Source organism: Desulfovibrio sp. An276, assembly GCF_002159665.1.
Taxonomy (GTDB): domain Bacteria; phylum Desulfobacterota; class Desulfovibrionia; order Desulfovibrionales; family Desulfovibrionaceae; genus Desulfovibrio; species Desulfovibrio faecigallinarum.
The window spans coordinates 77442-98518 of sequence record NZ_NFJC01000002.1 but is presented as its reverse complement, the minus strand read 5'-3'; the positions used below and the strand labels follow the sequence as shown (position 1 = coordinate 98518).

Genomic DNA, 21077 nt, shown 5'->3' with positions numbered 1-21077 from the left:
GCAACTTTTCCACATTCCAATGCTGTGAAACGCAGCTCTTCACTCGCCTTTCCACACAAGCATCGGAGCCTCTGGGTGCTCCCTGTGGTGCGCGAAATTGGCAAGAACGGATTTTTCCGAGGTGTTGGCGTAGCAGTAGCGGCACAAGTGCGGGCAGGTGTTGTACTCTCCGACGTCCACTGCCTGCATGCACCCGCACGAGGGCCGCTGTCCCCTGTCCTTGCGTGCCGCAGAAAGGGGAGGAGGCGTGATACCTGGAAGTGCAGGCCCTTGCCCCATGCCCCGCAAAAGATCCTTGTCGCCGGATGCCAGGCGCGCGACAAGTTCCGGGTCTATGCAGCGGCCGTGCCCAATGCCGTATGCAGAAAGGTCCACCTCCTCGCCACATGTCGCAAGCTCCAGGTTCCAGCTGCGCTCGCGATTCAGTTCCGCAAGCCTTTTGGCAAATTCCCGCATCTCTTCCTCACTCCACTCCCGATAGGCTACACCGAAGCGTGCAAGGTTGTTTCGCACCTTGCGGTAGGTGGCAATGTCCGCAAAGGAAAAGACAAGGCGTTTTGTCCAGTCCTTCAGAATGTCCCCGAGCGCGAGTATCCTTGCAAGAAGCGTCTCCACGGACACAGTCTTTGTGAGCAGCAGGGGATCGAAGCGCCAGACCACAGCATCCCTGCCAAGCTCACTCGAAAGTTGTCTGAAGGTCTCAAGCCTGAAGCCCAGCTCCGGCACCCTTTCAAGGCCGTCCTCCTCGTAGTCGTTCAGGGTGTACTGCACAAGGCAGCCGATTCCCTTCTCCCGCAAAAGGGGCAGATAGCGCTCAAGCGGGCGGGGATTCTTGGACCAGAAGACAACAAAGCGCGTGCGCTCGAAGGAGACGTACGATCGTGCCCCGTTGAAGGGGTTCACGGTGGCAAGGTAGCCTTTGGCAAGCCTTGCAAAAAACCAGTCCGCATGGAAGGCGGGGATGTCTGTGCGCCTGCTAGCCGAGATCACGAGCGGGGCCCTGGCCCGCACTGTCTGGCCATCTTCCGTGCGGATGGATGTGTACTCAATCAGTGACATGGCCCTGGCCTTCCAAAGGAGTTGCATGGGAGATTGCTGTTCACGAACTGTTCCCAAAATCTACCCCTCTCCCAGGGGCCGGACAAGTCCCTTGAAGCCCCAAAAAAAAAGGAGACCCACGCGGATCTCCCCTTTGTTTGCTTTTTGAGCCTCAAAAGCTTCTATCTGTAGAGGCCTGCCTTTTCCATGTCCTGCACGAGCTTGTCGTGGAGGTCACGCAGCTGGTTGCGCAAATCCAGGAACTCGCGGGCAGTCTTTTCCACTGCAGCCTGATCGGCGTTGGTGGAATTTTCCAGGGCGCGCAGCTCTGAGCGCTTCACAAAGAGCTGGTCACGCAAAGGCTCTGCCTTGGCGTTGAAGTCGTCCACCAGCTTTTCCAGGGTCTTGCGCTGTTCGGGGGTGAACCTGGGGCCTTCATCATCCCAGTCGCGATCACGGTAGTAGCCGCGGGGACCCTCGTCCCTGTAGTCCCTGTCATCCCTGTCGCCGTACCTTTCCTCATCGTAGTAGTAGGGACAGTTGCCACGGTGCCATCCGCCGTGCCAGCCGCGATGCCAGCGTCCATCGTCGTCCCAGCCGCGGCAGCCGGGGCCGTAGTTGTAGCAGTCGTAACCGCCCCGAGGGCCATTGCAGCCGTAGCCGCCGTGCCAGGCCTCGGCCGTGGTGGCGCTGCCAAGAAGTCCTGCGCCGAGCAGGCCGGCTGCGAGTGCGGGTGCGATGAGAAGCTTTTTGCTGAAGGCCATGGTGTTTTCTCCTCTGTATCTGGATGTCTTGATTGTGTTTTTTGTGTCGGGCGGAGGATTTTTGGCCTCCGCCCGGCTGGTATCATGCTATATCTGTTCCACTATCTGGGGCCCGGACGCCCGTCGTGCCTGGGCGGAGGACCGGGACGGTCGTGCCTTGGCGGCGGGGGAGCCATGTGTTTCGGGGGAGGCCCCGGGCGCCTCATATCGTGCTTCGGCGGCGGAGGGGGAGTCTTGTGCATCTTTTTGGGCGGAGGCGGTGGAGCCTTGCGCACATGTCCCGGAGGGGGACCCGGATGCCGTTCTGCAAGCTGCACAAACCCGTTGTCGGAAACGGGTGCTGCCTGAGCCGTGTCTGTGCCGGCCATAAGCAGTGCCGAGGAGAGCATCCCCGCTGCGAGCAACAATGCCGGTGTTCTGGCTTTCATGGCGTACTCCTTATATTGGTTGGGGCAGGGTGTGTACCCTGGCTTTTGCCCAAGTCTGACATGAACAATGCATATCACGTGCCATTTGTTTCCAGCTTTCGTGTTTCCCCAAAAATTCAGCGCCTTGCGAAATTTTCCCTGGCCTTGCGCAAACAGCCAGGGCCCTGGGGGTGGGCACTTTGTTGACACCATGGGGCAATCATGGCTCAAGCCCCTTGTCCATTGGGGCCAAAAACCTGTTCCGGATGAGCCGCCTCCCTCCCTGCCATCCCAAAAGACACACTGATCGCAAAAAGATACCTCATCCTTGCGCATTTTTTTCGGGGTGTACAAAAATCAGTCACCGAGAGGGCCCGAAAGCAGCGCCCTGGCCCTTTCGTAGTCTTCGGGCCTGTCGAGGTCCGTGTCGAGATAGCTGTCTTCTACCGGCACATCCTCCCTTGCAAGGCCCTGCATGGCTTGTTTGAGCCCCCCGTCACCCGTGTAGGCAGCAATGCTCCCCCACACCCTTCGCCCAAGCAGGGGCGGGTGTCCTCCCTGTCCGTCAAAGACCGGCACAAGGCAAGGTGCAGTGCTTGTCCTTGCGCGCTCGCACAAAATTTCCAGAGTCCCCTGCGCAATCAGAGGAATGTCCACAGGGTGCACGGCAAGCCAGTCCACGTGAAAAAGCCTTTGCAGGCAAAAGTTCAGGCCAGTCTGCACGGAGGAGAACATGCCCTCTTCTGGTCTAGGGTTGCGCACAATAAGGCATCCGAGGCTCTCTGCCTCTTTTTCGACATCATGGGCCCTGTGGCCGCTCACAACCACAATATCCTTCACCCCGCAGGCCTGCCAGAGGCGAGCTATCCTGGCAAGTATGGTTCTGTCGCTTCCCAGTGGCAAAAGGGGCTTGAAGGCCTTCATGCGGGTGGAAAAGCCGGCCGCAAGGACAAGAACTGCTACATGAGTGTTGCGCATGATTTCTCCCCTGGGGACAGGCATGCTTGTGCCCGATATCGCCCATGAGCCATGATAGGGTCATGCGCCGACTTTGCGCAAGGCTCCTTGGCAAGCTTGCCAGATATGGGCGCGCTCGGATACAAGAGGGACAAATTAAGCCCGAATCCAAAAGGAGAGTACATGCGCGTCCTGCACACGTCCGACTGGCATATCGGAGCAGACCTGTGCGAAAAGAGCCGTCTTGACGAACACAAGGCCTTCTTTGCCTGGCTTGCCAACACCATACGGGAGGAAAGGGTGGATGTCCTGCTCGCAAGCGGCGACATCTTCGACACCCCCTCGCCCTCCAACGGGGCAGTGGCAGTCTACTTCGACTTTCTGCGCTCCCTGCACGATACCCCCTGCCGCCACGTAGTCATCACCGGCGGCAACCACGATTCCCCCTCCCACCTGAACGCGCCCGCGGGCTACCTTGCCCACGACGGCATCCACATCCTGGGCTGCGCAAAAGACGGCGCAATCGAGCGGGAAGTCCTTGTCCTTGACGACGAAAAAGGCGCACCTTCCCTCATTGTCTGCGCAGTTCCCTTTCTGCGCGACCGCGATGTGCGCAAAAGCTCCTTCGGGCAAAATCCCGAGGAGCGCGCAAGGGAGCTTTGCGCAGGAATAGATCGCCACTACCGCGACGTCCTTGCAAGGGCCAGGGAAAGAGCAAAGAGCCTTGCACATCCCTGTCCCATTGTGGGCATGGGACATCTTTTTGCCAGCGGAAGCTCCATGCAGGATGGCGAAACGGGCCTCACAGTGGGAACACTTGGTGCCGTGGACGCATCCTTTGCAAAGGGCTTTTGCTACATGGCGCTCGGCCACATCCACACCCCGCAAAGGGTGGGGTCCGAGAGGGTGCGCTACAGCGGTTCCGTCCTTCCCATGAGCTTTGGGGAGAAGGCCAACAAGCAGGTTGTGCTGCTCGACATCGAGCCCTGGAGCCCTGCCATGGGAAGCGAGCCGGACCAGGAAGAATGGCCCCTTGCCATGCGCCTTCTGGACGTTCCCGTCTTTCGCGAGCTTTTCCAGGTCGAGGGGGACGCGAAGAAAATAGAAAGGGAACTTCGCGTGCTTGGGACCACACATCCGGGCTCCTGGGTCGAGGTGAACTACACGGGCACGGATCCTCTGGAGGGAAGAAAGGAGCGCATCTTCGCCGCAGCCGAAGGACTTGACATATTGCGCGTGCGCGACCTTTCCGCTCCGCTTGCCGACAAGGCCGCTGGTGTCGACAAAAAGCTCGATGAGTACAGTCCAAAGGACATCTTCAACATGTGCCTTTCAGCAAACAACATAGAAGAAGGGCAGAAGGCAGTGCTGAACACTCTCTTTGACGAGATTGTCTCGGGCCTGGACACTCTTTTGGAAGACAGTACGCAAGAAACAGGACAGGGAGCAAGGGCATAGGAGGACAGCAATGGGGCAGAACGCATCCGACAATACCATGGAATTTTCCGGGCTCTTTGAGCTTCTCGGCAAAGGCATCAGGGAACAGATCGGTTCCGGCCAAGGCCCCAGGGCGCGCCGCAGGAAAAAGGGCGGCAAGGGCAGACGCACCTCAATCACATCGTCAATTGGCAGGGAACACTACGGTTTCATTGATGATGTGGACGAGGTCAAGCTCATAGAGCCTGATTCTGTCCCGGAGGGCTACACGAAATGCGACGAGCTCTATACCGGGTACTACGTCGACATCACGGAAAAAGGCGTGCACAAGACGGAATACAATATGACCGTCTACCAAAACAGGAAAACAGGGCACTATATCATCGCGGAATACCCGGCCCTGCTCACCGAACCGAGCATAACCTACAGCAGCAATTTCAAAAAATTCGCGCTCCTGACGCTTTTGAGCTTCTCCCTGACTCCGGAGCAGGTCGCAACCTTCTTTGGAAACATGGCCGGCTTTTTCATACAGCCCTCTGTTGTGGAAGATTTCCTTGCCGAGGCTGCCGGCAAACTGGATGGTTTCGAGCAGTGGCTTGTGTACAAACTGTCGCAAGAGGAGCGCGTGCAATTCACAAGCCGTCCCATGCGCATGGGCGGCAGGCGCTGCTTCCTTTACACTGCCCAAAGCCCCATCTACACGCTCTACATGGCCCATCCCGAAAACGGGCGCGAGGCAATGGAGACCATGGGTATTTTGCCGCGTTTGGGAGGGCTTGCCGTGCACGGCGTTTCAGGGGCCCTTTTGGATTTCCCCTGCAGGCACAGGATTTTGCAGGACGATCTTCAAAAGTGCCTGCGCGAGGCAAACGAGCCCTGGTGCGGTCAGATTGCGGATCTTCTGCAAAAGGCCATGCAGAACTGGAAGGAAGGCAGGCTTGATGCGGAAAGCCTTGCTGCCGTGAAGGCACAATACCGCGTTATCCTCGCTTCCGCTGCTCCCCTGTCTTCGAGGGTCAACAAGTTTGCCAGCCTTTCCGCAAAGGCCCTTCACGCCATCCTTACGGAACGTGAGGACGCAGTCTTCGACTGGGCCCTGGACAATCCCGCTGAAGAAGGGAAGAAAGAGGCTTGTGACAAGACAGGGGAATTTCCCAAAAACTTCCGCTCCCTGGACTATGCCCGCCACATATGCCGCATGAAAAGCTACCTCGAAACAGCCGTACTGTGCAGAGCAGTGGAGATTGCGGAAGATATGGCCAATCTGGATGAGGACGGGATGTCCATGCTCAACCTTACGATGCACGGGATGCTCCTTGAGAGACTTTTGGATGGCTATATTCCGAGCTTCATGAACCCGGACGAGATTCCCGAAGAGTTCAGGGACATGCCCCTGCCCAACGCCGCTTCCCAAAAGCAGGGCTAGTTCACGAGGGACCCTTGCATATTCGGGACAATGCCCTCGCTGTCATAGCCCACGGAAAAACATGCGGGTAAAACCATGCGCATAGAAAAACTGAGATTTTGCAATATCAACAGCCTTCGCGGCACCTGGTCCCTGGACCTGGAGGACCCGGCACTTCTGGATTCCGGGCTCTTTCTCATCACGGGCCCCACTGGCTCAGGCAAGTCCACGCTCCTTGATGCCATTTGCCTTGCCCTCTACGGCCAGACCCCGAGGCTTGCCAAAATCAGCCAGTCGAGCAACGAGGTCATGACACGCCACACAGGCTCGTGTTTTTCCGAGGTCGTCTATTCCACGGACAAGGGGCGCTATCGCGTGCGCTGGGCGCAGATACGAGCGTACAAAAAGGCCGGCCGCAAGCTGCAGCCCCCGGAGTGCGAATTCGAGGACTACGCAACCCCTGGCAAGGCAGAGACCAGGGTCAGCACTGTCCGCTCCCTGGTCGAAGAGACCACGGGCATGAATTTCGAGCAGTTCACCCGCTCCATGCTGCTGGCCCAGGGGCAGTTTGCCAAATTCCTGCAGGCATCTTCCGGCGATCGCACAACCATTCTCGAACAGATCACGGGAACGGAGATCTACAGCCGCATATCCAAAAGCACCTTCGAGCGGGCAAAGGCCGAAAACGAGATCTACGCAACCCTGAAAAGCCGCCTTGAGGGCATACAGATTCTCACGGGCGAGGAAAGGGAAGAGCGCAAAGCCCAGCTTGAGGAAACGAAAAGGGCCCTTTCCGGCACCGAAAAGGAGCTTTTGGAAAAGGGACGCCTGCTTTCCTGGATGACCACGAAAGAAACCCTCGAAACCTCCCTTGCAAGGGCAAGGGAAGAGCTTGCAAGGGCCGGGGAGATGGACAGGCAATGCGCAAGGGAAAGGGATCTCCTTGCCCTGGACGCGAAGGCCGCAACCCTTGACGCGCCTCTTTTTGCCGTGAGCAAGAACGAGGCAAGCGTGCATCGCCTTGCGAATGAGCTTGCAAGACACGAGGGCACCCTGCCAGACCTTGAAAAAAAGGCCCTTGAGGCCTCCGAGAAAGTGGGCGCTCTTAAAGAGACTGCCGACAGGGCCGAAGAGGCCTTCAACAAAGCCTTGCCCACCCTTGCCAGGGTGCGCGAGCTCGACGCGAGTCTTGCCACGGTTCAGGATCAGCAAAAACAGCGCGAGAAGGAACGGGAGGAGATACGCAAGAGGGGAACAGATCTTGGCAAGAAGGACGAGGAGCTTCACAAGAAGCAGGAGGCCTGCCTTGTCACCTTGGCCAGGGTGGCCGAAGAACTGAAAAATACCGCGCACGACGCAAGTCTTGCAGGCGACATCCGGGCCATTGACCAGAGCCTCGATGCCCTTAAGGCCCAGGCAAAAGCCCTTTCCGACGAACAAAATGCCCTGTCCAAGCTTGGGAAGGAAAGGGCCAAAAGGGAGAAGGAGCTTGCAAGGCTTGAGACAATGGTGACAAGGGCGCAAGGTGAGCGCGAGCGCCTTGCCGCCGAGCGCGAGAAGGCAAATGCAGATCTTTTGGCCTGCCTTGCAGGGGCTAAAGATTTGCAGGAGCTTCGCGAGACCGAGCGGGGCCTTGGGAAACTTGCCCTGGCACTGGCCAGGGTCGGGGAAAGCCTTGGAGAGTACCTTGCCTCCACAAAGGCACTTCGCGAAACCAGAGACGAGCTTCAGTCCAGTGAGGCAAGGGAGAAGGAGCTTTCCGCGCATCTTCCGCAAAAATCTGCTTCTCGCGAACAGGCGGAGGCATATGTGCAGGCTCTTGAGAAAAACCTGCGCCTCAAGGCAGCCATCCAAAGTCTTGAACAGCACAGGGCTGGCCTTAAAAAAGGCGAGCCCTGCCCCTGCTGCGGAGCCCTTGAGCACCCCTGGGCCAGCGGTGTGGGCATGGACTTTGTGGACGACAGGGAGCTTGCCGGAGCCAGGGCAAAGCTTGAGAAGGAAACAGGGGAGGAACAAAAACTCCTGCAGGACATTCGCGCTGCAGGGGACCTTTCCGCGCGCCTTGAGGCGGATGTGCAAAAGGGGCTTGAGAACGTAGACAGGCGCAAAAAAGCCCTAGCAGAACAGCTGGCCCCCATCCCCGGCCTTGCGAAAGTGCTTGCAGAATTTCCGGACTTTCCCAGCCTGGAGGATCTTTGCGCGCAGACGAAGGCACTCACACAGAAGGATCCTGCGCCCGAGCCAAACCCCGAACTCGCGGATATGTGGGATGCAGCAAGGAAGAACATGGAGCGTCTTGCAAGGGATGCAGCCGCCACTGTGCGCAAAGCAGAGGAACTGGAAAAGGCCCTGCAAAAGACCGAAAAGGAGCAGGAAAAGTCTGCCATAGCCCTTGCGAAGGTCACTGGAGAGCGGGACAGCGCCCGCGTGGCCCAGGACGGCCTTGTCAGCCAGGAAGCCGAGCAGAAGACCCGCGCAGAAAACCTGCGCGAGGAATTCAGGTCTGCGTGGGAAGGCATGATCAAGACGCTCGATCCCTATGGCCTTGGCAGGAATGATCTTGAAAATGGCACTGTCTCCCAAACCCTGCACAAGAGGCTTGCCCTGCGTCAGAATCTCGAACAAAGCCAAAAGACAGGAGAGGAGGAGAGAGCCGGCATCGAGAAGAATATGGCGACTCTTGCCACAAGCATTGCCGAAAACGAAAAGCACCTCAAAGGCATTGACGAGGGCCTTGACGCCCTCAAGAGCCAGCATGCGGCCCTGGATGGGGACAGGAAGGAGCTTTTTGGCGACAAGGATCCAGGCGCAGAGGAAAAGAGGCTGCGTGACGCTGTGACCAGGGCAAAGAAGGCGCTTGAGAGCGCAATCTCAAACGAGACGCAGGCGCAAACCGACCTTGTTTCCGCAAGGACCAAGGGCAAGGCCCTCGCTGAAGAGGCCAAGCGAGCCCAAAAGGAGCTTGAAAAGAGCCTTGCAAGCCTTGCCGAGGGCCTTGCTGCACAGGGCTTTGCCTCGCGCGAGGCACTCATTGCCGCACGCCTTGACGAGAAAAGGGCAAGGCTTGCCAGGGAGGCTGTGGAGAAGGCCAGGGACACCCTGACACGGGCTACTGCCAGCTTTGGCGACTGCGAAAGGGCTCTTGCGGAACACATGCAGGGGGACGAGGCACGCCTTGCCGCCGAGACACAAAAGGAAGGCCTTGAAGAGAGCCTTGCGCAGCTTTCACAGGAGCGCAATACCCTGCAGCAAACTATCGGCGTCATCTCAGAGCAGCTTGAGCACGACGCAAGGGAGCGGGCACGCAGGGAAAACGAGCTTCGCGCACTCGAAAACCAGAGGAGCATAGCCTGCCAGTGGCAGGATCTGAGCAGCCTCATAGGCTCCGCGGACGGTGCGAAGTTTCGCCGCTTTGCCCAGAGCGTGACCTTCGCACGCCTGGTTGCTTGCGCCAATACGGAGATGAAGAGCCTCACGGACCGCTATCTGCTCACAACCGATCCGCAAAACGCCCTGGAGTTCAACGTCATCGACACCTATCAGGGCAACGAGCAGCGCTCCATCCGCAACCTGAGCGGTGGCGAGACCTTTCTCGTGAGCCTTGCCCTGGCCCTGGGGCTTGCCCATCTGTCCGGGGGGCGCATGCGCATCGAGACCATGTTCCTGGACGAGGGCTTCGGCACCCTGGATCCCGAGACTCTGGACGGGGCCATCAACACCCTGGCTGCCCTGAGGGGCAGGGGAACAGGCCTTATCGGCATCATCTCCCACGTGGAGGCCCTGCAGGAGCGGGTGGACACGCAGATAGTATTGAGCCGCGGGGCGGACGGCGTCTCCACGCTGTCCGGCCCAGGCTGCGGCAAGGGCTAGAATTGAGGGAAATCGAGCCCTCGGGAAGAACACATGCCAAACATGGAAGACCTTGAACGCGAAAGACGGGCCATGGCGGCTGTCGCAAGGCACGTTCCAAAACTTCCTTCAGAACTTGCCTTGCGACAAATCCCTTGTCTTTCGGCTCGGGGTTCCCGCTGCCGGGCCCTCAGAGGTCTTGCACCTCCCAGTCACCATGCCGGGCGCACCAAAGAACAAGCCCCATGCGCATTTCAATCTTCAGCACATGGGGCTTTGGTAATGTATGGCAGCAAAATTAGTCAATAAAGAAACTAATTGTCTCCATTTCTCTATCAATTTGTACAGTCAAATTATACCCCTTCTTGCTTATCACAATTGCTTCACTTCTTACTGATATATTGCTACCATTCTTTGTTGTTAGTGTAATTACATTTTTATTGTTGTTTTTTACAACAACACTACCATCAAGATAAAATCTGTTGTTTTTGTACTCAATAGTCAAATCATCAAGTTTAAACGCAGTTTCAGAGATAATCTTTATTTCTCCAACATTTGAAGATATTTTTATATTATCTTTTGGCTGGAAAAATCTATCTACCGGATTTTCGTAATAAACAATTACGTTATTCGTAATTTTCCGGTAACTGAACTCACACGATAAGTACTTTTTTCCAGGATTTTGGAAGTTTATTATTGTAGCATAATTTTTGGCATTAGCCTGTGTACCACCAAAAAGAATAGCCATTGCTACAAACAGGGCAGCGAATAATCTCATAGTGTTTCTCCTTGTGATTTATACATCGATCGGACCTTGAAACTACACAAGCTGCTGAAAAAAAGTAAATGATCTCTGGACACTCTCCCCAACATAGTACGCATATCTCAAAATTGACGGCAGTGAATATCGAGTGTCAAGCGAAAAGACTGGCGTGAAGACCAAAACTACAGTATCTGTCCTCAAACTGCTTGCACTAACGCCCCATGTGTCTTCAGACACACCCCTATCAATGAAACAAGAGGTGACTTCACTGCTCAATAGGTGTGCTGGCCGTTGTTTCACAGAAAGTCCCGGGCCAATGGGATGGTCTCCATGCACTCTGGCTGCGACAAGGGGCAGGGGGGCTTGTACCCAGCGGATCAGGCTGGTTCTATGAGCCCAGCGTCCAGAAGGTCCGCAAAAAGATTGCACACGTCTTCCTCGATTTGCGCTCTTGAAATCATGGGGTAGGCCTCCCGCACAAGGAGGCTCGCCTCTGCCACGCTCAATGGATCCGCGAGCATGAGCCAGAGAACGCGGCCTGTCTCGTTCAGGGCGTGGAGGGCGCTTTGCTCGCGGTGCACAAGGAAGCTCTTGCCAAGGCGCGTCACAAGTTCTGTCCCCTCACACTGGCGGTATTCCTGCTCCGGAAGAATCTGGGGCAGTTCCGGGGACTGTGCCCCCTCGTTGTCTTCTTCCTTAAGGCGGGAAAGAGAGTAGGAAGGAGGAGGGTGCTTGCAGGGGCCTTCGGAGAGTGTTGCGCTTTCGATATCCTCGCCTGCCAGAAGGCTTGCAAGCAGGGCGCAGGCCTCATCGACATCGCTGTAGACAAGGACATGGCAGGGTACAGTGCTTGCGAGGCGCGTTGCGCACTCAAGGGCCGAAAGCGCAGTCCCCTCCTGCAAATAGAAGCGGAAGACCAGCTCATCCAGGGCCTCGGCTGGCTCAAGCCGTACAAGCCTTGCGGGCATTTCTTCCGCCCTTCGTTCCAGAACAACGATATGACCTGCCCTGCAGCGTGTCCCGAAGGGGGACATGATGGCCGCATTGGGGACAAGGAAGGTCGCCCGCTCATCGCCTGTCCCACGGTGCTTCGCCACAAAGTCCGCAAGCCTTGCGGACGCAGGCAGGGGAAGGCGCAGCCTTGGAGCTATCCCCAGGGCAATCATGGTTCCTTCGGGTTCAAGGCCCAGCATGTCGTCACCGTGGCTGACAAGACCCTCGGCCATGAGGCGCACGGTGAGGGTGCTCTTGCCAGCGCGGTTGTTCCCAAGGATGAGCAGGCCCGAAGACGCCTCGTCGCTGTTTTCACTGTCAGGGCTCAAAAGGGCCCCGTGCAGGCAAAGCAGTCCCCGGCTTCGGCACAAGTGGGTCACCATGGCGATGTTGAGGCTGCAGAGGCCAGCGGCAAGGCTCTCTTCCCTGCGCACGCCAAAATCGAGGGTGGGATCCTTCTCAAGAATATAGGGGCCGTCCCCGTCGACCTCGACGTTCGCCGAAAAGTCCTCGTTCTCCCCTTCAGGGCGCAGGAGAAGAAGCGGCTCCCCCTTTGGAGAGACACATGCGTGGGGCCAGAGCGCATACTGCCCGTACACATCCTCCATCTCTTCTGCTGGAAGGACAAGGCGCACGGGACCGGGCAGCCCCTCAAAAAGCAGGTCCTGCCTCGTCGTTGCGTTGTTCATGCAAAAAATCGGGCACCGGGAATATCCCGGTGCCGCAAGAGACTATCTTCCGTAGCCACCGTAGCGACCGTCACCGTATCTCCTGCCATAGCGGCTCGGATGGGTGGGGCCTGTGTAGCGGCTGTAGCGGCTGCCGCGACTGTACCTGGACGGGCGGGATCTGCGAGAAGGGCGCGAGGGACGCGAGCGTCTGCTGGGTCTGGTGTAGTGGGAATGGGCCTGGGCCTCGTTGACGGTCACGATGCCTGGCGCCATGTAGGCCACACCGGCAAGGGCAAGGCCCGCGAGCAGGGCACGGCGCTGCCTGCGCAGTGCCTCTTTTCTCTCAGTATTGTTCTGGCTCTCTGTCATGATATGTTCAGCCCTTCCGGAATACCCGGACCGGGTCGCCTCCTTGATTGTCGGTTACATGGTTCTGGCAGGGGCACTGCCTCCTGCCTGGCATAGTTTGTGTTGTATGAGGCTCTTGTTTTTTCTAGCAGGCTCTGGCGGATTTTTCCAGTACAATCTGCCAAGCAGAAAAAACCTGAAAGGATCTGTACCCAACAACTTGCACAAGTCATGCCAGCAAAAGCTATCGTCCTGCAACTGGCTTTTTTTTCGTCTGCCCTTTATCATGTCTTTCACAAGACAGGGCAGGAGTGTACAATTTGCAATCAGTCCTTGCTCCACGCCCAGGGAAGCTAATGCCCTGCACCGCTTCCGGCACGGCGTCATTACCCTCCACCTGCTACTTGATCCATCCCTTCCTATAGACAATGAACGCAATAATGGAAAGGATGGTCATGGAAATTCCAATAATAGTAGCGTTGTCCATAACTTGTACCTCTCGAATCCCAAATGGCTGCTCTCTGTAGCGCTGCCGAATGCTTTTGAGGGTTGCTGACAATGGGCCCTGCGGCCAGATTTCTCGTATAGCAATCCTCACAGCATTGGCATCCCGCCTTGCCTTTGTGCTGCTCCTCTCACATTGGAGAGTCGCTTTTACCTGGTCGTAACCCATTTTCTGGACACCTTTTCCATGGGATCGTGATATGCCCTTGTGAAGCCTGCGTGATGAACAGACATGCAAAGAAGTAGCACTCAGATCGCAAGCCGTGCTTCCTGCATCCGGGTTTCGAGTTCCGCAAATGGGATCTCCATGTGCGCAAGGCACTCCGCAAGATAGGTCTTGTCCCAGATTGTGACATTGAGGGTCTTTGCCCTCTCTGTCACATTGCTCTCCACCGAAGGCGCGTTCACTGCCAGAATGGCCGTGTCAAAGGGCTTGCCGTAGCGTTCGCTGTATTCCCTGCAAGCCGTGTAGGGCGCACAGGCAGCGTCGCTTCTGCCAAAGGGGCGCCGCGACCGCTTGCACTCGATGGCAACACCATTTTTGTCTCCCAGAACGATGACGTCTGCCCCGTGATCTCCGGTGCGCTGCGTCAGATAGACCGTTCCTCCGAACTTGCGTGCCGCTATGGCAGCGACCAGCGCCTCGAAGTATGTCCAGCTTATGGAGTCCAGCCATCCCGGATCCACGTTGCCTGTGACCATATCGGTGTCAAACATGCTCCTGCTGTCGAAATCCGAGCTCTGGACATCTTCCACAGTCACCACAGCGTCCTTGAGGTCCACCTTTCGGCGCAAAAGCTCGTTGAGATTTGCGTCGAAAGACTTGAGCGTCGGGTGCAGGAGCAGTGGCAGATAGACATGCACGTCGCGTGTGGCGCCGATGCGGTACACCCTGTCCGTAGCCTGAGCCTCGCGGGCAGGATTCCAGTGCCGTTCCAGATGAACGACGTTGTTGGCGCCCGTGACGGTGATTCCCACGCCCGCAGCAAGGGGCGACATGCAGATAATCTGGAAGCCCTCGCGGCTTTCAAAGTCGCGGATGAGCTCCATGCGGCTTTTGCTGCCCCTGCCGCTGCCTGTAGCGACAGCCCGCGTCTCGCCGTTGACTATGGAAATTTCAAGGCGGTAGAGCTGCCCAAGGGCAATGGCCAGAAAGCGTTGCAGGGCCTTGTTGATGACAAAGATGATGACCTTTTCATTGCGGTCCCGGATTTCGTTCAGAATATCAAGCAACAGGGAAAGCTTTGCCGATTCCCGCAGCACATCGCATACCCTCTCTTGGTCAACAGCCCAGGGTTCGCCGTCAAGAAGTGCCGGGTGGAGCGAGACACTCTGGAGCTTGCGCAGGCTGGGCAACAGGATGGCGCGGATCTCGTCTACATCACCGCTGGCTTTGGCTACTGCCACCTTTGCGACAATACTGTTGTACACATCCAGCTGCCTGCCGGACATCATGGCGCAGTACTGCCTCTCCACTTCTCCGTCGTGGACAATCTTCCTGGGCAGCCCCTCGAGCTTTTCTTCCTTGGTCCTGCGCAGCATGTACTGGCCGACCCTTGTGCGCAACTGCCTTCCCACGCTCCCCCTGACCGCATCCCTGTCTTCCTGTGTGACGGCCTTGCGAATCGGGATCTCGTAGGTGCGGTTGAAATCCTGGAACGATCCCAAAAGGCCGGGAAGCACCGTGTCGTACAGAGACCAGAAGTCTATGAGGCTGTTCTCGACAGGAGTGCCAGTGACGGCAAGGCGAAAATCGGCCCTGAGCGCCTTGGCTGCCCTGGACTTGAGCGCATTGGGGTTCTTGATTTCCTGAGCCTCGTCAAAGATGACGCAGCCCCAATCGACCAGGCTTAAGGAAAACTGGTAGTCGCGCAAAGTATCGTAATTCGTCAGGACCAAGCGGCCTGGCATATCGAGTCTTTCCGATCCGAAGTGACTGCCAACCTTCAGGGAATAGCGCATGGCAGAAAGCGAGGGCATGTCGTCCTCGTCACGAGCCTCTGTTTCCCTGCCCATGTTCTCTCGGCGATACTTTGGAAGATCGCTGCCAGCCTGCAGGACTACAATGTCCCTGAAGGGCGAAGCAGCAAAGACCTTCTCTATCTCTGCCTTCCAGTTTTCGAGCAGCACGACAGGCATGACTGCCAGAACCGGCTTCAGATTGTCCCTGTCCTGGGCAACATGGCAGTAGACATTGAGAGCGGCAAGCACCATGAACGTCTTGCCAAGCCCCATGTCGTCGGCAAGAAGCCCGCCCGACTGTTCTTCGCCTGTCCGTCTTTCCTGCAGATGAGGCGCCATCAGACCGAGTATCCAGCGTGTTCCCTCTTCCTGGTAGGGCTTGAAAACGTATTTCAGCTCTTCCGTGTAGAGTTCCCCCGGATAGGAGACAGTCTGTTCCGGGCTCTCCACCTGCTCCGGCTGCTCCTCGTCGTGCAGGTCAATGCTCACGGATATCTGTACCGGCCTGGCCTTTTCCTCTTCCTTCGGCTTTTCCGGCTTGCCTGCAGCTTCCTGACTTTCCCAGAACTTCTTTTCAATCTGCTCCAGAACGGCCTGCGTTTCCTCCCCGGAGGAGGGAAGAAGCACTGTCATGTCCTTGAAGGTCATGGCGTCCTTGCCCTGTGCCTGCGCCTCACGGACACCGCTCTTCAGGGCGTCAAGATCCTCCTGCGTTTTCACAAGCTGCGCGCAGGCGGGCAGAAAGACAAGGTCCGGATTCTGCTCTGTCTCCCCGAACCAAGAAAGTTCGGAAGGCTCGGTCGCGCCAAAATAGGCCTTCCTGAAAACCTCCATTCCGTGCATGCGCAAGGAAAAGCCCATGTCTAGATCCACAAGGGCCGCATCCAGGTAGGCAGTAGGGGTCGTGAAGAAGCGGTATTTTTCCGTTCTGGAGATAATGCGCGAGGAGAGGATCTCGTGCACGGCATTGAGTCGCCGCTCGTCCAGAAGCAGGATGGTATTGCCGACACGTATGGAGCCGCTTTCCCCGTTCTCCAGCTGACCAAGCCTGGCCTCGATTTCACCTGTGGGGACACCGTCCCCGAAATCCGGAACCAGCCGAATGCTGCCGTCGGGATTTTCAATTGCTGAGACTCCGACGTGGTCCGGCATCGTCACCGACAGGGTGCTGAACCTGCGCAGATCAATGGCGAGGCCTTTTTCCCTGGCCTTTTGCAGCTCGTAGACAATACGCAGGTTGTCCGTCTCCGTGCGCATCTCCGGGGCAATGGCCGAGAAGCTCTGCACAGCGTGCAGGGCCTGCCACTGGGCTTCAGCCGGAAGATACTGTTCACCGTCGCTGGTGGCTATGATGGGTCCTGAGAGATCGTAGCTGACAGGTTCCATTCCCAGGGGAGGGAGCAGCTTCAGGGACACGGACATTCCGGATTTTGTTGTTCCCTGAACATCGAGCTCCATTTTTCCCGGCCACCGAGGGGGAAGGGTGAGAATGTCGCGGGTATTCTCGTCCAGTTGGCAAAGCACGTCCGACTCGATATGGAATTCCCCGTCTCCGGATTTCGCAGCACCGGCTTCTGCCATCTGTTGAAGCAGGGTGTACTGATACGCGGGAAGGCTGTCCATGAAGACAGGCCTCTTCCTGCCCTGGGGCAGGGAGAAGGCAAGCCCGAATCCCGTGTTGCGCCAAACATAGCCCGAGGCCTTTTCTTCGTCGGCCTTGCGAAAGAGACGTGCGATAAAATCCAGCATAGCCTACCACATTCTGGCAAATTCTTCGCTTGAGATAACATCCGAGTCGACAATGGGAACACCCAGGGAGCGCAGGGCCATGACTGCCTTCTTCTTCCATTTTCCCCTGGGGTCATGCCGAAGGCTGGTCAGGTTTGTACTGGCAGGAAAGGCTTCCTCGTACTGTATTTGCAGCATCGTGCGCAATTGGCGGCTGTGGATTTGGATATGATAGCCTGTCAGCACGGATTTGGGCGGAACGCGATCCATAATCTTGATTGTAAAGCTGAATGACCCCTCCACAATATGGGCATTGCCAAGATCCAGATAGAAGATGGCAAGATCTGAAGCATCGCTTATTCTTGTGGAATAGGGTGGGTTTTTCCCTTGCAGCGAACGCGCGACAAATTGCTGTACATTGTAGCCAAGGAAAAGGCGCGTGCTGCGAATAACCTTCTTTTTGAACAGGCCATTCAGGAACAACTCGCGCGCTGGATACATGCGTGCCAAATCCTCTCGATCCGATCCGGCAACATAGTCCCGGCATATCTGCAGGAAGATCCTGAGATCCATTTCCGAGAGCCATTCGATCATGCGCTGCTTTTGTTCTTCCTTCAGTTCACCCCACCACAAGCCATTAGCAGCCATAGGAACACGAGGATCACCGCCAATGGCGAGGATTGTATCCATCCACAGCTCATTTGGCTTTTGCCGTTCCGCACTCAGCTTGTCAATGAGGATCTGCATGACCCTATGTCCAAGGCGCAAGGAACTGTTGACATACTGGTTGCATAATTCTCTTTTCCTGACTTCGTCCAGCAGCGGATCATTTGCATTAACTGGAAGAGATTCAAGTTTTTTTATGTAATAAGCCTGCATGGTTCGCTGGACAAAACAGGAATTGTCTGTGGGAATACCATAACTTTGAGCAACATCAAGAACAGTTCTATTGCTGTTTAAGACAATTGATGCAAGATATTCGTGTCCATTTTCATTGAACAGCTGTTTGCAGTCAATGAGCTTGTCAAGGCCGTACATGAGCTCGGAAGGGTTATACAGGGAGAGCTGACGGACAAGCATCTGCCCCATCAGTCCGGTACCTGGCAACTCATCATATCTGACAAAAAAGAGCACGCAAAGTTCCCTGAGCGCCAAACGTGTCAGACGGCGCCGAGGAGTTGTGCCTGCAAGAAACGAGATATGGCCAAGAAGCTCACTGCCCGGAGGAGCGGCCCTGCAAAAGGCTAGATCGGACGTCCAGAGATCGATGATGGGTCTGATGTAGTTCGGGGATTTCATGACAGCCCTGACGGAACGGCGATTCTGTGCAGCGTTGATCAGCTCTGTTTTCCTTTTCTGGAAGAGGGCTCCCTTTCCCATGTTCTTGCACATGCCTTCGAGTTTATGAGAGAGCTTGTCAAAGAAAAGCCCTGTCTGCTCTGTAGCAATGTCTACAATTTGCAAAGCAGGAAAGGAGAAGTTTTCCAGCATTATTTACTTCCTCTTAAGATTATCAATAATATCGTTCATTTCATTAATAGGTTGTTTTGTCGTAAAACGAATATCAATACGTCTATTTTGGCGATGTTCGTCATTATCGCTGGCATTCTTCACAATAGGTCTTGTTGCAGCATAACCACTGACAGAAAACAATTTTTCATTTTTTTCATTCTCGAAATTACTGAGCTCAACTCCGTAATCTGTCTTTTCCATCCAAAACCTCCACAGTTCAATTGCTCGCATAGTTGACAAATCCCAATTATTGTTTCGAAAATTTGGAGCATTACGTTCGTCAGCATGTCCTTCTATAAAAACAGTTTCCAGAGATTTCCATCGTTCGTCTTTTTTAATAGCTATATATAATGCGCGGCCTATTCTTTCAGCAGTTTGTTTTAGTTCTTCTTTAATCTTATATTCACCAGTATTAAAATCAAATGTAGTATCAGGAATACGTAACACTGAATCATTTTCAGTGATAATTACTTTTATTTTAGGTTTTAAAGATGAAAGTTCTTTTTCTATATCTTTTAAAATAATTGTTCTTGTTTTTATTGGATCATTAAGCTCATATATTTTTTTATTAACATCATGCTCTATTTGAGATAATTTATAGAGCAAAGCAATACAAACAAGAATAAATATTATAAGCATACCAGACATCATATCAGAAAATGACATCCAGTATGGGTTTTCTACATGAGGAGCAGATTTTGTCTTGTGTTGAAATAATAAGGACATTTTGAAGCTCCTGTTCTAGATTATCTTCTCTTCATGTCCATGGCATCTACAATTTCGTTAATTGTCTGTACAGCATTGATCATGCTTTGGCAGAAGTTTTTCGTTTGGTTATTCCACTCCCGCATTCTTTCATTCATTTGCGACTGAACCTGAATTCCATAGTTTTTCATAAGTTCCTTTACAAGATTATCAAGTTCATAGATATGTGCACGCAATGCATTTTGCAATTCCTGATAATGCTTTGCAAGGCTTTCATAGCTAATAGCTGCTACCTGTACGGAATTTTTCATATTACTTGTGACAATGACAAGCCCCTGATTAACAGCAGACAAGCCATCAAGAACATTGTGCAGTTCTTCTGTCGTTGAACGATGAGAAGCATCGAGAGAGCGATATAGATCAGCAGTTATATTTACTGTTTCAGCACTTTTTTCTATACTCTTATTAATATTTTCAGAGAATTTCTGCAGAGATGTTCCTGCATTGACAAGATCTCTGGTACTTGATTCCAGGGAGTGCCCAAGCACTGTCAGAGCATTTTGATCGTTGTTGATGTTCTTTTGCAGCGTGCTGCCCTGTTCAAGCAGGGATTGGGTTGATTTGACATGCCCCTCAATCATCGTGGTCATAGTAGCCATCGCAGTCGACTGTTGCTCGAAGACGCTCTTCATTTGATCCTCAAGCTGATGAGCCCTTTCATCCTGAGACGAAAGCAGCGATTTCTGTAGGTCGCGCAGTGAAGACATCATTTCCGTCATGGACGATGAGAACTTCTGGATGGTGTCCTGAAATTCCTGCGTGGCATTCTCCATGGCCATTCTCTGTTCGTCACCTTTCTTCCCTACATGCCCAATGAACTCGCTCAAGAGTTTTCCCAGAGCATTTTCCGAACTATGCGCCTGCATCATGGCAATTTCCTGCGTAACCTTAGACATACGGTCTACAGCAGGCACAAGTGTATTGCTCAGGCTCAGCTCCACTGTCTGCCCGATTGCCTTGCTCAATCTTTCGGACGATTCCATCATGTTCGTTGCCATGCGTTCAAACAGTGATTGCATGAAGGAGTCCAGGGAACGCTGCATGTTGTTGCCAATCTGTTCGGCAAGGGAACCGAGAAGGTCGGACGAATCCCTGTTTGTCTTGCGAATGTCGGCAAAAACACCCATGACGGGGAAGGGCGAAAACAATTCTGACAGCCTTTGCTGCAATTTGCGCAAATGGACAGCAGCACGGGCAGCGACACCCTTTTCAAAGATGTTGAGCGCGAGACTGCAGGACACACCAACAACAGAAGTGGCAAAAGCGACGGACGCGCCCTCGGCAATGATACGTATCTGTTCCTGGAGATCCTTCATATCGCCATCAAGGTTCAGTCCGTTGAGTCCAAGAAGCAAGCCCACAAACGTTCCGAGCACGCCAATACCTGTCAGCAGGGCTGCGCCAAGAGGAAAGAAGCGTGAACAGAGAATGGACGGAGCCAGGGAAGTTTCATTGATATAGTAGTCTATATCTTGACTCAGATAAAGTTTTCCACCTTGTTCAATCAGTGAATCTGAAAAGTTTTTGAGTTCATTATTCTTTCCAAGCTCCTTTCGTATTTCAAATGGAGAGCTTTCACTATTTATTGTGTCCAATGAAATCCTGATATTATTCAAGTTCTTCATGTATCTAGCAGAAATAAAAAGATATGACCCAATAAAAACAAAAAACATTAGCACTGTAACAAGGATAAAAACCATTGTTACTGCATTTGTAAGGTCTGTAATAGGTGAATCAGGTGATAAATTTTTTATTGTATCCAAACCAGGCCATATTTTTTCGGATAATTTTTCAAATACAGAAAATAATCCTTCAATAAATGATAAAGGTGAAAAATCCATATGGAATATAACCTCAAAATATATTAAGTTTTATATTTGTGACATATTGATTTATTAAACGTTCTATAAATAAAAAATTTATACTTTCATATTTTATATTAAAGAGCTTCTATGCCGAAAATTAAGGATTTTT

The 21077-nt window shown here is 54.3% G+C and carries 14 protein-coding genes; 3 read left to right on the top strand and 11 right to left on the bottom strand.

Annotated elements, in window-relative coordinates; genetic code table 11:
• Nucleotides 1-39 precede the first annotated feature (39 nt).
• From B5F76_RS02435 to B5F76_RS02420, 4 genes are all read right to left on the bottom strand, one after another.
• Nucleotides 40-1086, bottom strand: a complete 1047-nt coding sequence (locus B5F76_RS02435) for a DUF1848 domain-containing protein (protein ID WP_204218296.1) — start codon at nucleotides 1084-1086, stop codon at nucleotides 40-42.
• Nucleotides 1087-1220: 134 nt separating this feature from the next.
• On the bottom strand, nucleotides 1221-1802 hold the full coding sequence (locus tag B5F76_RS02430; RefSeq protein WP_087350521.1) for a Spy/CpxP family protein refolding chaperone: 582 nt from the start codon (nucleotides 1800-1802) through the stop codon (nucleotides 1221-1223).
• Between the two features lie 101 nt (nucleotides 1803-1903).
• On the bottom strand, nucleotides 1904-2230 hold the full coding sequence (locus tag B5F76_RS02425) for a hypothetical protein (protein ID WP_087350518.1): 327 nt from the start codon (nucleotides 2228-2230) through the stop codon (nucleotides 1904-1906).
• Between the two features lie 336 nt (nucleotides 2231-2566).
• Nucleotides 2567-3187, bottom strand: coding sequence for a nucleotidyltransferase family protein (locus B5F76_RS02420; protein WP_162608637.1), 621 nt, complete (start codon nucleotides 3185-3187; stop codon nucleotides 2567-2569).
• A gap of 162 nt (nucleotides 3188-3349) precedes the next feature.
• Here B5F76_RS02420 and B5F76_RS02415 point away from each other — a divergent pair, with 162 nt between their 5' ends.
• From B5F76_RS02415 to B5F76_RS02405, 3 genes are all read left to right on the top strand, one after another.
• Nucleotides 3350-4624, top strand: coding sequence for an exonuclease SbcCD subunit D C-terminal domain-containing protein (locus B5F76_RS02415; protein WP_162608636.1), 1275 nt, complete (start codon nucleotides 3350-3352; stop codon nucleotides 4622-4624).
• Between the two features lie 10 nt (nucleotides 4625-4634).
• The gene (locus B5F76_RS02410; RefSeq protein WP_087350509.1) at nucleotides 4635-6029 is read left to right on the top strand and encodes a hypothetical protein; all 1395 of its coding nucleotides are present in this window, start codon (nucleotides 4635-4637) and stop codon (nucleotides 6027-6029) included.
• A 75-nt stretch (nucleotides 6030-6104) separates the two neighbouring features.
• Nucleotides 6105-9878, top strand: a complete 3774-nt coding sequence (locus B5F76_RS02405; RefSeq protein ID WP_087350507.1) for an AAA family ATPase — start codon at nucleotides 6105-6107, stop codon at nucleotides 9876-9878.
• Between the two features lie 277 nt (nucleotides 9879-10155).
• Here B5F76_RS02405 and B5F76_RS02400 read toward each other — a convergent pair whose 3' ends face one another.
• The 7 genes from B5F76_RS02400 to zorA form a co-directional block, all read right to left on the bottom strand.
• On the bottom strand, nucleotides 10156-10635 hold the full coding sequence (locus tag B5F76_RS02400) for a hypothetical protein (RefSeq protein WP_087350504.1): 480 nt from the start codon (nucleotides 10633-10635) through the stop codon (nucleotides 10156-10158).
• 362 nt (nucleotides 10636-10997) lie between these two features.
• On the bottom strand, nucleotides 10998-12302 hold the full coding sequence (locus B5F76_RS02395; protein WP_087350500.1) for a PqqD family protein: 1305 nt from the start codon (nucleotides 12300-12302) through the stop codon (nucleotides 10998-11000).
• A 42-nt stretch (nucleotides 12303-12344) separates the two neighbouring features.
• Nucleotides 12345-12653 (bottom strand): hypothetical protein, encoded by a 309-nt coding sequence (locus tag B5F76_RS02390; protein WP_087350497.1) that lies wholly within the window; start codon nucleotides 12651-12653, stop codon nucleotides 12345-12347.
• 732 nt (nucleotides 12654-13385) lie between these two features.
• Nucleotides 13386-16847 (bottom strand): SNF2-related protein, encoded by a 3462-nt coding sequence (locus B5F76_RS02375; protein WP_087350487.1) that lies wholly within the window; start codon nucleotides 16845-16847, stop codon nucleotides 13386-13388.
• Between the two features lie 3 nt (nucleotides 16848-16850).
• The gene (locus tag B5F76_RS02370) at nucleotides 16851-18317 is read right to left on the bottom strand and encodes an EH signature domain-containing protein (RefSeq protein ID WP_087350484.1); all 1467 of its coding nucleotides are present in this window, start codon (nucleotides 18315-18317) and stop codon (nucleotides 16851-16853) included.
• Nucleotides 18318-18320: 3 nt separating this feature from the next.
• Nucleotides 18321-19064 (bottom strand): OmpA/MotB family protein, encoded by a 744-nt coding sequence (locus B5F76_RS02365; protein WP_087350481.1) that lies wholly within the window; start codon nucleotides 19062-19064, stop codon nucleotides 18321-18323.
• Between the two features lie 20 nt (nucleotides 19065-19084).
• The gene (gene zorA, locus B5F76_RS02360; protein WP_144268366.1) at nucleotides 19085-20944 is read right to left on the bottom strand and encodes an anti-phage ZorAB system protein ZorA; all 1860 of its coding nucleotides are present in this window, start codon (nucleotides 20942-20944) and stop codon (nucleotides 19085-19087) included.
• Nucleotides 20945-21077 lie beyond the last annotated feature (133 nt).